Raw genomic sequence first — 15,284 nt, forward strand, 5'->3', positions numbered from 1 at the left:
ATACGATTTAAGATATAATGTTAGGATTTTTAGCCAAGGTTTTCGGAAGTAAATCAGAAAGAGATATAAAGAGCATACAGCCGCTGGTTGTTAAAATAAACGAAGAATATGCAAAGCTTTCTTCAATAAGCAATGATGAATTGCGCACTAAGACAATAGAATTTAAAGGCAGGATTTCTGCTTTTTTAACAGATATAGATGCTAAAATTTCGGCCTTAAAAGCTGATGCAGAAAACGAAGATTTAGATCTTCACCAGAAAACAGCTTTATACGATCAGGTTGATGCTTTAGGTAAAGACCGTGATGCAGAACTGGAAAAAGTACTTTTAGAAATTCTTCCTGAAGCATTTGCCGTTGTTAAAGAAACTTCGCGCCGTTTAAGTGAAAATGAATTTTTAGAAGTAACGGCTACCCAGTTTGACCGCGATTATGCGGCACGCAAAAACAATGTTAAAATTATTGGCGATAAAGCTCAATGGGCCAATAAATGGGATGCAGCCGGTACAGAAGTAGCCTGGAACATGGTACACTACGATGTACAGTTAATTGGTGGTGTTGTTTTACACAGTGGTAAAATTGCGGAAATGGCAACTGGTGAGGGTAAAACCCTTGTAAGTACATTGCCTGCTTATTTAAATGCACTGGCCGGTCAGGGTGTTCACATTGTTACCGTGAATGATTACCTTGCCCGTAGGGATAGTGAGTGGAATGGCCCTTTATTTGAATTCCATGGTTTAAGTGTAGATTGTATTGATAAACACGAACCAAACTCAGAAGAAAGAAGAAAAGCGTACGCTGCAGATATTACTTACGGAACCAATAATGAATTCGGTTTTGATTACCTGCGTGACAATATGTCGCAAACGCCAGATCAGTTGGTGCAACGTAAATTGCACTTTGCAATGGTGGATGAGGTCGATTCAGTTTTAATTGATGATGCACGTACCCCTTTAATTATTTCAGGTCCTATTCCTCATGGCGATCAGCACGAATTTTATGAGTTAAAACCACGCATTGAGCGTTTGGTTAATGCTCAAAAAGCCTATGTAACACAAGCTTTAAACGAAGCTAAAAAATTAATCAATGCCGGTAACAACGGTACCGAAGAAGGTGAAGGCGGTTTAGCTTTATTACGTGCTTTTCGTGGTTTGCCAAAAAACAAAGCTTTAATTAAATTCTTAAGTGAAAGCGGTGTACGTGGTTTGTTGTTAAAAACAGAAAACCACTATATGGCAGATCAATCTAAGAATATGCCAAAGGTAGATTCTGAATTGTTCTTTTATATTGATGAAAAAAATAACCAGGTAGAATTAACTGAAAAAGGGATTGAATTAATTACCCAATCAGGAGAAGATCCTCATTTCTTTGTATTGCCTGATGTAGGTACTGAAGTTGCGGAACTGGAAAAATCTGATCTTCCTTTAGAAGAGAAAGTAGTAACCAAAGATGCTTTAATGCGTGATTATTCTGTTAAGGCAGAACGTATTCACTCTGTAAACCAGTTGTTAAAAGCATATACCTTATTCGAAATTGATGTTGAATACATCATTGATGAAGGTAAAATTAAAATTGTTGATGAGCAAACCGGTCGTATTATGGATGGCCGCCGTTACTCAGATGGTTTACACCAGGCAATTGAAGCTAAAGAAAATGTTAAGGTTGAGGATGCTACACAAACCTATGCTACCGTAACACTTCAAAACTATTTCCGTATGTACCACAAACTTTGCGGTATGACGGGTACTGCAACAACAGAAGCAGGCGAATTTTGGTCTATCTATAAATTAGATGTGGTTGAGATTCCGACCAACAGAAATATTTCAAGAAGAGATGAGCAGGATTACGTTTACCGTACCGTTCGTGAAAAATATAATGCTGTAGCATCTGAAATTCAATTCCTTGTTTTCCCATATTCTCATTACGAAACAGAATATGAACTGGATAAAGAAGGAAATGCCAAACAAAAAGACGGTAAACCGGTGGTTAAATACGATGCAACGGGTAGAGCCGTACCTAAGCTTGATGCTAAAGGTGCATTAATACCTGCGGTTAACCCTCAAACTGGTCAGTTAGAACCAAAAGCAGGTCGTCCGGTATTGGTTGGTACAACCTCAGTAGAAATTTCAGAGTTGTTAAGCCGGATGCTTAAACTCCGCGGAATTAAACACAATGTATTAAATGCCAAAATGCACCAGAAAGAGGCCGATATTGTTGCCGAAGCTGGTCAGGCAGGAACCGTTACCATTGCAACCAACATGGCTGGTCGTGGTACCGATATTAAATTGGGGGCAGGCGTTAAAGATGCTGGTGGTTTAGCTATTGTTGGTACCGAGCGTCACGAATCACGTCGTGTAGATAGACAGTTACGTGGTCGTGCTGGTCGTCAGGGTGATCCGGGATCATCTCAATTCTTCGTTTCGCTGGAAGATAACTTAATGCGTTTATTTGGTTCAGAACGTATTTCTGGTATCATGGTGCGTATGGGTATCGAAGATGGCGAGGTAATTCAGCACTCCATGATTACAAAATCTATTGAGCGTGCACAAAAGAAAGTAGAAGAAAACAACTTCGGTATTCGTAAACGCTTATTGGAGTACGATGATGTAATGAACTCTCAGCGTACCGTTATTTATGCTAAACGTAAAAATGCTTTATTCGGCGAACGTTTAGATGTGGACATGAACAATATGGTTTTCGATGTTGCTGAAGATATCGTTACTGAATATAAACAAGAAGCAAACTATGACGGCTTTAAATTAGAAGTGATTAAAAACTTCTCATTTGATACCAGCATTAACGAAAAAGAATTCTCTTCATCAAACGTAACTCAGTTAACAGAGAAATTATTTGATGAGGCTGAATCGTTCTACGCCCGTAAATCAGATGCAATTATTCAGCAATCATTGCCCGTTTTAAAACAGGTATTTGAAGAGCGTGGTGAGCATATCGAACAAATTGTTGTTCCTTTTACAGATGGTATTCGCGGAATCCAGGTTGCTGTAGATTTGAAGAAGGCCATTGAAAATAAAGGTAAAGAAGTTGTTCGTTCATTTGAAAAAACAATTGTACTTGCTTTAATTGATGATAGCTGGAAAGAGCATTTACGTGAAATGGATGATTTGAAACAGTCTGTTCAAAATGCAGTTTACGAACAAAAAGATCCATTGGTAATTTATAAAATGGAAGCCTTTAACTTATTTAAAAGCATGCTGAATGCAGTAAATAAAGAGGTTGTAAGTTTCTTGTATAAAGGTGGTATTCCTGTTCAGCAGGAAGCAGAACAAGTTAGAGAAGCTCCGGCTCCGCAAAAACAACCTAAGCTACAAACAACCAAACAAGAGTTTGGAAGAGAAGAGCCAGGTGTTGAATTTGGAGATACACGTGAAGCAGTTCCTCAGCAACCCGTTCGCAAAGAAGCAACCGTTGGGCGTAATGAGCCTTGCCCTTGTGGTAGTGGCAAAAAATACAAAAACTGCCACGGAGCTAATTTGTAATTAAAATATAAATATTTTGTAAAGGCCTTGAGAAATCAAGGCCTTTTTTTGTATAACTAAATTTTTAATTTTCAAATTAAACCCTATATTTAGAAAAGGGGATTTTCGAAGTTTTTATAGTTTCGATGTTGCGAAAGGATTAAAAAATAGAATAAATCAATTTGAAACTGGTAGGCAGTTTCCTGATGATAAATAAACTTAAAATGGAGTCCAGAAACCATTATAAACGGGGCGGTACTGAAAAGCCATAAGAGTAAGAAACACACACACAAACACACAAATGAAAAAAGTTTTTAACGTTGCCGCCTTGAGCGCGACACTGCTGTTCTCCAGCTGCGCCACTGTTTTTACAGGGTCAAAACAAACCGTTCAAATTAATTCTATTCCTCCGGCTGCCGACATTGAAGTTGATGGCATTAAAGTTGGCGTAACCCCGATGGCAGTTCCTTTAAAGAAAGGATTTACGGGACAAACATTATCCTTGAAATTGGACGGATACGAAACAAAAACATTTCAACCTGGAACCACCTTTAATCCGGTAGCTGTTTTAAATTTAATAGGCTTATTTGGTTTCGCAATAGATGCGGCTACAGGCGCTATGATGAAGTACGATCCAAAGGTTCATGAAATTAAATTAGAACCAAAAAAATAAAATCAACTCACCTTTTCAGGCGCTTGAAAACGAGGGCATTTTGATGTTAATCTTGTTTAAGCTTTTTTAGGTAATAATCAGACAAAAAAAAACCGCCACAATTAATGTTAATTGTGGCGGTAAATAAATTACAAATTGTATTCCTACAATGGAATCACTTTAAATGAACCACTGCTGTTTGAATAATAGCCTTTTGCGTAAGTAGTATTTGGGGCGTTATATTTTAGCTTACTAAATTTAACACCATCAATTTGATACTCTTTATAAAATTCAAGGCCTGTATCGGTTACTATAAACGAAATGCTTATGCTTTTACCTGTTACATTCAAATAACGATTTGGCCTTACCACGCCACTTACTGTAGAAGTGGTAGAAGTTGTTGCATAGGCAGTACCGTTTACCTCTAATTTAAAAGTTCTGAATGCATTAAAAGTAGTTGCAGCAGCTTTGTAATTAGTAATAATGGTTGGCAATTGAGCCGCATCAACAGATTTCATCTTCATAATGTTGCCATATTTTCTACCTTTTAACAAGATAGAATCCTGGTTGGCACTAAGCACTAAAAATTCAAAATCACCTTTCATGCCTGCATCTGTAGTTCCGATGTTGGCTGCCGCGAGTTGAGCAGCTGTAGGGTTAGAGCCATTGCCAACTGTATAATAGGCCGGTAAGCCAAAATAATGAATAACCGAATTATAGCTGTCGAATGTGAGGATTGGCCCGGCACCTGGATAAACTTTAAAACTGCCAGTCTGTAAAGTAGCTACATAATCTGCCTGGATGGTTACATCTACTGCACTGGTGAAATTAGGGAAAAGATTAAATCCTCCGTATTCCGTATTTACACCGGGATAATAACTAAATATCCATGCTTGCTTTGTTTTAACCGCACTATACACATTATCAACACTGGCATTTAATCTTGTGGTTGGATCTTCATCAAATATTCTATCTTTCTTTTTATCACAACCTGCAAATAAAAGAACTGATACTATTGATACTAATAAAAATTGTTTTTTCATGATTCTTTTAATTTAAGGTAGGGTGGTTTGATCAAATGTTGGCAAGCCTGCAACTTTAGCTTGAATATTTGCCCTTAATACATCCATATCAATTCCAAATTCATTTTTCATATAGGTTTTAACAATTTCCATTTTTGTTGTAATGGTTGCTATCCCTGCTAATGCTGCTGCAGAAGTTCCTGCCGAATTTAAGTAAGCCGTATAATCAGTTGCAGATGTGGTTACGTAAAACGAATATAACTCAGCAAAATCCTCGGTACCTTCTTTTGATGCGTATGGAGAAATAAAGCCGGCAGTAATTGCCGCCGCATTAGATGTAAACGCTGTATTCCAGGTATCACCTACATATGCCAAACCAGAAATTGTAAGAAAGCTGGTTGGAAAAGGCTTGGTTTGGTTAAGTATGTGCTGAAATTCATGGTGGATAACATGAAAATAGTATTGATTTAAATAACTGATGCTTGTAGAATTTGTAGGTAAATTATTTAAATTGTATAAGTTGATTTTTTTACCACCTTCGGCTGTTCCAAGTACAATTGTACCATTACTTTTAACTGATGAACTGCCTATGTATGATAAAAGTTTAGGAAAATATCTCTTAATAAAAGTTTTGCTTCCGGTAACTTCATCATAGGGTTTTAAACCAAATTGCAACAATAACTTTGTCATTCTAACCGATGCATCGTATGTTGCAGGCACCAGGTTATAAGTTATATCACTTTCTCTATCAACATATTTGTAAATGATATCGATATTATAAGGAACAGTATAATTGTTGTATACGTAATTATCTAAAGCATTTTTAGGAAGATTAGAATCCACAAAAACACTTTTATCGCTTAGCTTTTCTTTTTTACAAGATGTATAAATCAAGCTGATGAGGGCTAAGCATATAAGGTTATATTTAATTTTCATAGTTATCTTGGATTAGGAGTTAAACCTGCTGCAATTACATCTTGAGGTAATTGTATAGCTCTTCTTGGATCTTTAATGGCCAAAGTATTACTGGAAACACTATTTATTACCGCTCCTGTTGTACTTCTTCTGGTTACTTCAATACCATATCTTTTAATATCGAACCATCTTAAACCCGTATGGTAGGTTTCAATTCTTCTCATGTATAATACAGCGTGCAACATGTTCTCCTGTGTGCCGGCCTCGATGGTAAATTCAGGATTCAACTTTTTCTTCGGTGTAGGCGCTGTTGGAGTGTAATAGGCGAAAGAATTTGCCCATGTATTGATGTTCGCCTCTGTTAAAGTTGGTAAAGTTGTACTGGTGTAGGTGAAATTACCCCAATATTGCATATCGGCAAGGGCAGCGGTATAGTTTTTCAATTGGATATTTGCCTCTGCTCTGGTTAGTAAAACCTCCTCGAATGTAAAAGGAGAAAATACACCATGAGAAAACCCAGTATTAGCAACCGGATCGGTGGTTTCAAATTGATAACTTAAGTGAGGGAAAAGTACCTTGTTGCTACTTGATGTATAAGAAAAAGCCTTTAATCTGTAGCCAGTAGTAGAAAATGTTCCAAACGGTCCTTTTGATAGGAGCGTTTCAAAGTTAGCAACAGCAGCACCTGGTACAATTCTGGTATTGCTGGTATAACCTCCAAAAATAGTACCCATAGAAGAAACTGCAGGTGTAATTAAAAGATTGGCTTTAATTGAACTCCCATTATATTCTCTTGCCATATTTGAAAATGATGCAGAGAAACTCGCAATTTTAACATAATCTCTTACGTAACTTGTAGGAGAATTTTCAAAAGATGCTGTAGCATGTTTTACTGCATCAGCCCATCTGCCCATGTATAAATAAACTCTTGCCGCAAATGCATTGGCAGCCGATTTATTGAAGTGAAATTTAGCAACATTCGCATTCGCATATGATGCATCATTAATTAATGGAAGACCTTCTTCAATATCTTTTAAAATATAATCATATACTTCCTTTACACTATTGCGGGTATACTTTGGATCAAGCGTATTTTCTGATTTAAGCATATACGTTACGCCCAAATCCGTGGCAGATGTTGTAGGCGAATAGTGCTGACCAAATACATTTACCAAAATAAAATGGTTGTAAGCCCTGGCCACTAATGCCTCACCTTTGGCAGCATTTAACGAACTTGGGTTCCCCAATTCATCAATAGCTGTTAATGCCTGGTTAGCACTTGCAATTGCACCATAACAGCCGCTCCAAATCCGTTCTATTCCATCGTTAGCCGTTTCGGTAATATCTTCCCATCCATACATTTGCTGCCACAATTTTGTGGTGCTATAACTCGGTCCGTAATCGTCAACATTATCTGATGAAAACTCTGCAGCTACAACGTAAGCATTTGCAGGATATGCTGAAACTAATAAACGGGATATTTTATCCGTATTGTTTAACTCGGCCCTGTTATCCGGTAATTCATCTAAATATTTCTTACAAGAAGAAAGATTAAATAATACAACCGTAACAAGTACTATATATATAAATTTCTTTTTCATAATAATTAATTTAAAGTCCTAATTTTAATGATAGCGTGTATTGTTTCGCTAAAGGCAATGCAACACCACCAGCATTAGCAAATTCAGGATCTTGTCCATTTAATTTTTTATCTGCATAAATTAACCAAAGGTTAGAAACGTTAAACCTTAAACTGGCTGACGCAACTTTTATACGGGCTAAAAATGATTTAGGCAATTGGTAGGCAACAGAAATATCTTTTACTCTGATAAAATCGCCTTTTGCTACTGTAGCCGAAGAATAGTTGTAAGCATTATAGGCATACGAATATTGACTGCTCATGCGGTTATATCTATCATCTAAAACAACCGGAACATTGGTTTTATACTCATCGCCTGGTACATTCCATGCATCAAAAAACTCTCTTGTTGTAGCATCTAAATCTGTATAATTTGTTTTGAAAACTGGATTTAAACGAATTACATTACCAAAAGAGTAGGTAATATACGGGGTAAGGCTAAAACCTTTATAAGTAAAAACGTTACCGAAACCTCCAAAATCAGTTGGATCAATTGAACCTTCATATTTTAAAAAGCTTACGTTAGTTCTGTTTTGAAAGTTAATACCTGTAACCGTTGTTGAATTATCTGCATTGGTAAACTGAGGCAAACCATCATCACGTAAACCAACAAATGGAATAGAGAATAATGCCCTCACCGGATAGCCTACAAGCGAAAGCCCTTTACCTGTTATTAAGTCGATAACCCTCTGTCTGTTTTGTAAGTCCGTAATTTCTGTAGTTGCATGAGTGTAGTTAAAAGTAGCGGTCCATGAGAAATCAGGTGTTTTCATAATCGTACCCGATAAGGCAACTTCTAAACCTCCCGATTTCATATTGGCTACGTTACCATACTTAGTAATCTGTCCACCTAATCCTTGCGTATTTATTGGGCCAATAAGGTCAAAGCCTCTTCTTCTATAATAGTTTACATCACCATTTAACCTGTTGTTAAACAAGCCAAAATTCATTCCCAAATTCATTTCATATTGTTTCTCAAAACCTAAGGCAGAGTTTTCTAAATCACTAATTTGAAGCCCGGTTTCGTTATCCGTTGTACTTGGTCTCCATGGGTTATAACTATCAATTACAACTAAAGAGTTGGTCACATAAGATGGTCCACGATCGGCCATTAAACTATAAGAACCTCTAAACGTTAATGAAGATAACGGGCTTTCTAACTTTTTAAAGAAATCCTCTTCACTCGCATTCCATAATCCACCAACAGACCATGTAGGTGCCCACCTTGCAGATGTACTTCTACCTAATCTGTTAGAGCCTTCATATCTACCTGTTAACTCTAAACTGTATTTTTCATCGTAAGAATAAGCAGCCTTACCAAAAAAAGCAATTTCTTTACCTCTTGTGTTGCCAACAGAATAGTATTGAGAATTAGATTCCTGTCCTTTTTTGAAAATTCTATAATCTACAAATGGAATTTCACCTAATCCATATTGTAAGCCCCAGCCTCTGTACCAGTTGTTATTTCTTTCGATGGAATTAACAGAAGCACTTGCCTCAACATCTAATACATGTTTTTCTGCAAACTTATTGTGGTACTTTGCATTTACACGGTAATCATTAACAAGCGCTTTATAATCCGTTCTGTTGTAAATACCACCAGCAGGTAAAATACTTACCGGTACAGCATATGGGTTAACCGGATCAGTATATAAATAAGGATTCGCATCTCGGATCACCGTTGTGCCCATGGCCCTGTAAGCCAAAGCCTGGTTAGATTCATCTTTGATGTAATGTTGCTGAGAGGTTTGCTGATACCTTACACTTCCGAAAGCACTTAAATCAAAGTTTTTAACTACTTTCCAGTTTAACTGGCCCTGAAACTTAACTTCGGCAACATTTATATCCATATAGTTGTTTTCCAACTCTTTTAAGATGTTAAATTGTGCATAATTTCTCGTGTACGTTTCGTTAACATCAAGCGTTCTGGAAGTATTTAAAGCATACAAGTAAGGGTTAATGTCGAAATCTCTTCTCACGATTGCGGTTACTACGTTGGTAGCCTGACCTAACGTACCCGGCGCTCTTTGTGCCCTGTAATTACCCGAGGTGATAATGTTTAACTTAAGCTTATCAGATATGTTGTATGTCGCATTTAAGTTGGCGGTATACCTTTTAACCTGAGATTGTTTTGCCCATCCCGGATCAGAAACAACACTTACTGAAGCATAATATTGAGATTTATCCGTACCAGATGTAATACTTAAGGAATGGTTCTGCATTACATTACTGTTAAACAATTCTCCAAACCAATCTGTATTTCTATATTCTGCCTGTCTTAAATAAGCATTGCGGGCTTCTTCAGTATTTAACAACTGACCTGAATTAATTAATTCATACATTTTGCCATAAACCCCACTGGAAGTCGCATTGGAAACATCAGATAAGTTTAACCAGCCTCTTTGGAAAAGTTGCTGATAAAAACCCATTTGCTCCTGAGAATTCATAATGTTGAATGAACTGTAAGAAGGAACAGCTCTTACGGTAAATTCTGAAACATAATTAAGCTGGCTATAGCCTGAGCGACCTTTTTTTGTGGTAATTACAATTACCCCTGCTTTGGCCCTGGCGCCATAAATAGACGTTGCAGAACCATCTTTTAAAACTTGAAATGATTCAATATCGTTAGAGTTCATTCCACCTACAGCCGAACTGATTAAAGTAAGTGCATCACCACTCGCCAAATCATCAGCAGATACATCCGCTACATCCTCTAAAATAGAGCCATCTACAACCCAAAGTGGTTTCGAGCTACCAAGAATAGAGGTTGCTCCACGTACCCTGATTTTAGGCGCGGTTCCGAATGTACCGGTCGTATTTTGAACACTTACCCCGGCCACTCTACCTTCAAGCATTCTACTTGGATCAGGTAATCCACCTAACTCAGCATCTTTTACTGATATTTTTGTAGTTGCTCCGGTAAACGTTTTTCTATCAACTGCACCACCAATACCCGTAATAACGACCTCGTTTAAGTTGCTGGTTGATTGTACTAAAGTAACATTGATAGAATTCTTGCCATCCGTGTTTACTTCCTGAGAAACATAGCCCAGCATCGAGAATACTAAAACATCACCATCACTTACCCTAATGGAAAACTCTCCATTATTGCTTGTAGAAACAGCTTTTGCTGTACCTTTTATCTTAATGCTAACGCCAGGTAAAGCCTGTTTATCTTCGCTGGCTATAACTCTACCAGTTACAATACGGTCAGGTTTTGAATCTGATCTTTCTCTTACTTTAACAATTATGTTTTTATCTTCAATAGAAAACGAAAGTGGTTTGTTTGAGAAGATATCTTTTAATAAATCTGATACATCTTTATTTTTTACATTAATGTCAAAGCTGCTTGAAACATTTAAAACATCGTTGTTGTAAATAAAATCATAACCCGTTTGGTTATGGATTTCCTTAAAAAGGTCTTTTAATTCTGTATTCTTTTTGTTGATGCTAACCTTCTGGGCGAAGCTTATTGCGCTTGCCTGAAAAGTAATCAGCAAAATTATTATTCCTGTTAATTTCATAACCAAAAAGGCTTTTTTTGTACCTGTAAAGGTTGGTTTTTTATGAATAGTGGGATAAAAAAGAGCGATATAACTCCTTAGTGAATGTGATAAATCATTCATATATTAGATTGTTGGGTTTATTAAGTAAGTTGATTCACATATTTGATTTCTGGGTAACCCTTCACCCTGCGAGCATGCAGGACTTATACCTTTCCGGACTGCAATCTGGAAAGGTTATTTTTTGTTAACCCTAATTGAAGTTTAGTATTTATTTATCCATTTATATCCCTCCATTAATCTTTTTAACTGTAATTTGTTTGTTGTTTATTTCGAAATCTACTCCGCCAGACTTTTTAATCAAATCAAGTATCTTATCGATTTTATTACGTCTGGAAATCATTGCGGTAATAGAAATTTTAGGTTTGGCGCCGTCATACGTTACATCAACGTCATACCATCTCTTAATTTCCCGCATCACTTGTTCAATTGGCGTATTATCGAAATTAAAATAGCCGTTTTTCCAGCCAATAATATCGTCTGTATCAATTGTTTTAAGTGTAATTTGATTCGAATTGCGGGAGAAGAATGCTTGCTCGCCTGGTTTTATGACTTGTGAATTTTCGCCTAAATTTAATTTAACCGAGCCTTCCATTAAGGTAACCTGTGTATTTAGCTCATCATCATAATTCATGATGTTAAAATGTGTGCCCAAAACACTAACGAGTGCTTCGCCTGATTTAACCTTAAAAGGGTGATTGGGATCTTTAGAAACTTCAAAATAAACTTCGCCGGTAGTGGTTACATTTCTTTCTTTATTTACAAAAGCCGTTGGAAATGTTATGGATGATGAGGCATTTAACCATACCTTACTGTTATCAGGTAAAATCACAGCATATTGGCCGCCAGCAGGTGTAGAAATTGTATTTATTGTTGGTTGTTCCTCGTTGCTTGCATCATTACTTAAAACGCGGTATACAATTTGACCATCCTTTGTTTTTGAAACAGAAATACCAGCCTCCTGAATAATATTGCCATTGGCAGCATCTGTTAAAGATATTTTAGAGCCATTGGCTAATGTTAAATACGCCTTATTGTAATCTCTATTGTCTTTTTTGCTGTGGCTTGAAACAATATAACTTGTACTATCTGTTTTGTGGAGTTGAAAATAAGATACTAATCCTATGGAAAATAAAATTGCAAAAGCAGCGGCATATTTATAAAACGACAGCCTTTTCTTTTGTGATTCGTGTTTAGCAACACTCTGCTGCAGCTGAGCAAAAATAGTGTGCTTAACCGAGTCTTCATCACCCATTAGGTCGCTATTCCAATCCTGGTGTCTTACAGATAACTTATCATAGGCTTGATCAAATGCTTTTTGTTCAGCTTCTGTTGCAATGCCGAGTTCACATTTGCGGGCAAGTTCCTTAAATTCCTGATCTGTTTTTGGATCGTTCATATAGGTAAGTCTGATTAAAGCAGCCTTACCCCCAAAGGATTATGAAATTTTTAGAAAAAGAAAATAAGGCCAAAAATTAAAACATAATCGCTCATCACTAATTTTAGCTGCCGTAATGCTATTGTGATTTGATTTTCGACGGTTTTAGGACTAATACCCATTCGTTCAGCAATTTCTTTGTTGTTTAAGTTTTCCTTTCTGCTTAATATAAAAACCTGTTGACAACGTTCTGGTAAAGTAGAAATTCCCCGATCCAAAAGCATGTTTATCTCCGTTTCTTCCAGGCGGTCTCTCAAAACGGTAGTTCCGGCAAGTTTTTCAAACTCATCTACCTCTAAAAATACTTTTCGATTGCTGGCCGATTTAATATAAGTTAAAACCTTATACTTTACGGCAGTGAAAAGATAAGCTTTTAAGGATTCAATTTCTACCTCATTTTTGCGAATCCAGAGCTGAAGTAAAATGTCCTGAACAATATCTTCAGCTTGCTGAGCGTCTTTAAGAATGCTGAAAGCAGTAAGATAAAGTTGCTTCCAATAGGTATTATAGATGTGTTTAAGCGCAACTTGGTTGTTCTCCTTCAATAAAAGAAGCAATTCCTTATCTGAATGATTTTTTTGCGTTAAAATATTCATTGGTTATATGAAAATCTGAATTTTTAGAGATTAAAATCTATCAGGTAGGAAGTGGTTTTAATCTTATTGTAGTTTATTTGTTTGGTCGAAGATGTAGTTCTGTATTGTTTATTTCCAATCGTTTTTTGTTATTTCTTAAAATGACTTTTGGTTGGTTGTTGATTAGTTTTGGGCTGCTCAGGGCATCCCATGGTTTATAATATTTGTAATAGCCATAAAGAATGCCGAATTTTGTATCAATTTCGGCGAGACTGTTTATGCCTTAGAAAGTTAATTGACCATGAAGATAGTTTTTACTTTTGTACTTTGTATATTTTTTTCAAAAATTTCTTTTGCGCAAAGGGGAGAAGTTACTGTTATAAAAGATCCTTTAATTGATAGTTTAATAGCCAAAAGAATAGAAGTTTACAAATCAACCGGCGATGTTACGGCTAATAAAGCCATTGTTTCTTCTTATGGGTACCGGCTACAAATATTTTATGGCTCGGATAGAAGAGAAGTTTTTAGTGAGCAATCGCGTTTTAAAGGGCTTTACCCGAAACTGAATACCTATATCATTTACAAGGAGCCGAATTATTATGTTCGTGTTGGCGATTTCAGAACTAAACTGGAAGCCCAGCGTTTAATGAACGAACTCAGACCAAATTTCCCAACTTTATTTATTTTCAGGGAAAAAATTAATGCACCCAATTTAGATACCAACACGGATGATCAAAGATAAAATTAAAGACTTAGCCGAAACCATTTTTAATGATGTTGTCGCCTATCGTCGCCACATACATGCCAATCCCGAACTTTCTTTTAAAGAGTTTGAAACCTCGTTATTTATTAAAGAAAAGTTGAGCAAATGGGGTATTGAATTTACAGATTGTGCCAACACAGGTGTTGTAGGTTTAATAAAAGGAAATAAACCTTCTGAAAAAGTTATTGCATTACGTGCAGATATGGATGCATTGCCCATACATGAGGCAAATGACAAGCCATACTGTTCTAAAAATCAGGGTGTAATGCACGCTTGTGGTCACGATGTGCACAGTTCCTCGCTTTTGGGTACAGCCTATATTCTTAACCAGCTTAAAGATGATTTTGGTGGAACGATTAAATTAATTTTCCAACCAGCGGAAGAATTGTTGCCTGGGGGTGCCAGTATTATGATTAAAGAAGGCGTTCTGGAAAATCCTAAACCCGATGCTATTGTTGGGCAACATGTAATGCCATTAATCGACGCAGGTAAAGTTGGTTTCCGTTCGGGCATTTACATGGCTTCAACAGATGAGTTATATGTAACCGTAACCGGAAAAGGTGGCCACGGAGCACAACCACATCAAAATATAGATCCTGTTTTAATTGCTTCTCATATTATTATTGCATTACAGCAGATTGTAAGCCGCAATGCAGATCCCCGTTTACCATCTGTTTTATCTTTCGGTAAAGTAATTGCCAACGGCGCAACTAATATTATTCCTAACGAAGTTAAAATAGAAGGTACTTTCAGAACGCTTGACGAAAACTGGCGTGCCGAAGCGCATGTGCGTATGAAAAAGATGGCAGAAGGCATGGCCGAAAGTATGGGTGGCAGTTGTGACTTTGATATTCACAGAGGTTATCCATTTTTAATTAATGAAGAAAAGTTAACCGCAAATGCTAAAAGTTTTGCAGAGGATTTTTTAGGTAAAGAAAATGTAATAGACCTGGATATTTGGATGGCTGCAGAGGATTTTTCTTTTTATTCGCAGGTAACGGATGCTTGTTTTTACCGTTTAGGCACTGGAAATGCCGCAAAAGATACCCAGCACTCCGTACACACACCAAAATTTGATGTAGATGAAGATGCACTTAAGCTATCAACAGGTTTAATGGCTTATATTGCAGTAAAACAATTGGGAAATTAGTGTAATGCCATGGGCTAAAATTTATTCATTAGGCAATTTGTTTAAAACGATCGCCGCCTTAAATTTATTTTAGAATTTTTAAACTTAAGAAAGC

At 36.7% G+C, this 15,284-nt stretch carries 10 protein-coding genes; 4 read left to right on the forward strand and 6 right to left on the reverse strand.

The window, feature by feature from the left end; translation table 11 throughout:
- The first annotated feature begins 17 nt into the window (after positions 1 to 17).
- Both R2Q77_RS15425 and R2Q77_RS15430 read left to right on the forward strand, forming a co-directional pair.
- Positions 18 to 3,494 carry a preprotein translocase subunit SecA gene (locus R2Q77_RS15425; protein WP_316804621.1) on the forward strand — a complete coding sequence of 1,159 codons (3,477 nt, stop codon included), beginning with the start codon at positions 18 to 20 and terminating at the stop codon, positions 3,492 to 3,494.
- Between the two features lie 280 nt (positions 3,495 to 3,774).
- On the forward strand, positions 3,775 to 4,146 hold the full coding sequence (locus R2Q77_RS15430) for a PEGA domain-containing protein (protein WP_316804622.1): 372 nt from the start codon (positions 3,775 to 3,777) through the stop codon (positions 4,144 to 4,146).
- Positions 4,147 to 4,289: 143 nt separating this feature from the next.
- On the opposite strand, the gene R2Q77_RS15435 is transcribed toward R2Q77_RS15430, so the two are convergent.
- From R2Q77_RS15435 to R2Q77_RS15460, 6 genes are all read right to left on the reverse strand, one after another.
- Positions 4,290 to 5,168, reverse strand: coding sequence for a DUF4302 domain-containing protein (locus R2Q77_RS15435; protein WP_316804623.1), 879 nt, complete (start codon positions 5,166 to 5,168; stop codon positions 4,290 to 4,292).
- 12 nt (positions 5,169 to 5,180) lie between these two features.
- Positions 5,181 to 6,083 (reverse strand): putative zinc-binding metallopeptidase, encoded by a 903-nt coding sequence (locus tag R2Q77_RS15440; protein WP_316804624.1) that lies wholly within the window; start codon positions 6,081 to 6,083, stop codon positions 5,181 to 5,183.
- Positions 6,084 to 6,085: 2 nt separating this feature from the next.
- Entirely contained in the window at positions 6,086 to 7,663 is a 1,578-nt protein-coding gene (locus R2Q77_RS15445; RefSeq protein WP_316804625.1) for a RagB/SusD family nutrient uptake outer membrane protein, read from the reverse strand.
- Between the two features lie 10 nt (positions 7,664 to 7,673).
- Complete coding sequence (locus R2Q77_RS15450; protein WP_316804626.1) at positions 7,674 to 11,327, reverse strand: SusC/RagA family TonB-linked outer membrane protein; 3,654 nt, start codon at positions 11,325 to 11,327, stop codon at positions 7,674 to 7,676.
- 160 nt (positions 11,328 to 11,487) lie between these two features.
- Positions 11,488 to 12,663 (reverse strand): FecR family protein, encoded by a 1,176-nt coding sequence (locus R2Q77_RS15455; RefSeq protein WP_316804627.1) that lies wholly within the window; start codon positions 12,661 to 12,663, stop codon positions 11,488 to 11,490.
- A 50-nt stretch (positions 12,664 to 12,713) separates the two neighbouring features.
- Complete coding sequence (locus R2Q77_RS15460; RefSeq protein ID WP_316804628.1) at positions 12,714 to 13,298, reverse strand: RNA polymerase sigma-70 factor; 585 nt, start codon at positions 13,296 to 13,298, stop codon at positions 12,714 to 12,716.
- A gap of 280 nt (positions 13,299 to 13,578) precedes the next feature.
- Between R2Q77_RS15460 and R2Q77_RS15465 the strand changes: the two genes are divergently transcribed.
- A complete protein-coding gene (locus tag R2Q77_RS15465) occupies positions 13,579 to 14,019 on the forward strand; it encodes an SPOR domain-containing protein (protein WP_316804629.1) in 441 nt (146 codons plus the stop codon).
- Positions 14,006 to 15,190 carry an amidohydrolase gene (locus R2Q77_RS15470; RefSeq protein ID WP_316804630.1) on the forward strand — a complete coding sequence of 395 codons (1,185 nt, stop codon included), beginning with the start codon at positions 14,006 to 14,008 and terminating at the stop codon, positions 15,188 to 15,190. Before R2Q77_RS15465 ends, R2Q77_RS15470 begins: the two co-directional genes overlap by 14 nt.
- The last annotated feature ends 94 nt before the right edge of the window (positions 15,191 to 15,284 follow it).

The sequence above is a fragment of the Pedobacter nototheniae genome, from assembly GCF_032678625.1.
GTDB classification, from domain to species: Bacteria; Bacteroidota; Bacteroidia; order Sphingobacteriales; family Sphingobacteriaceae; genus Pedobacter; species Pedobacter nototheniae_A.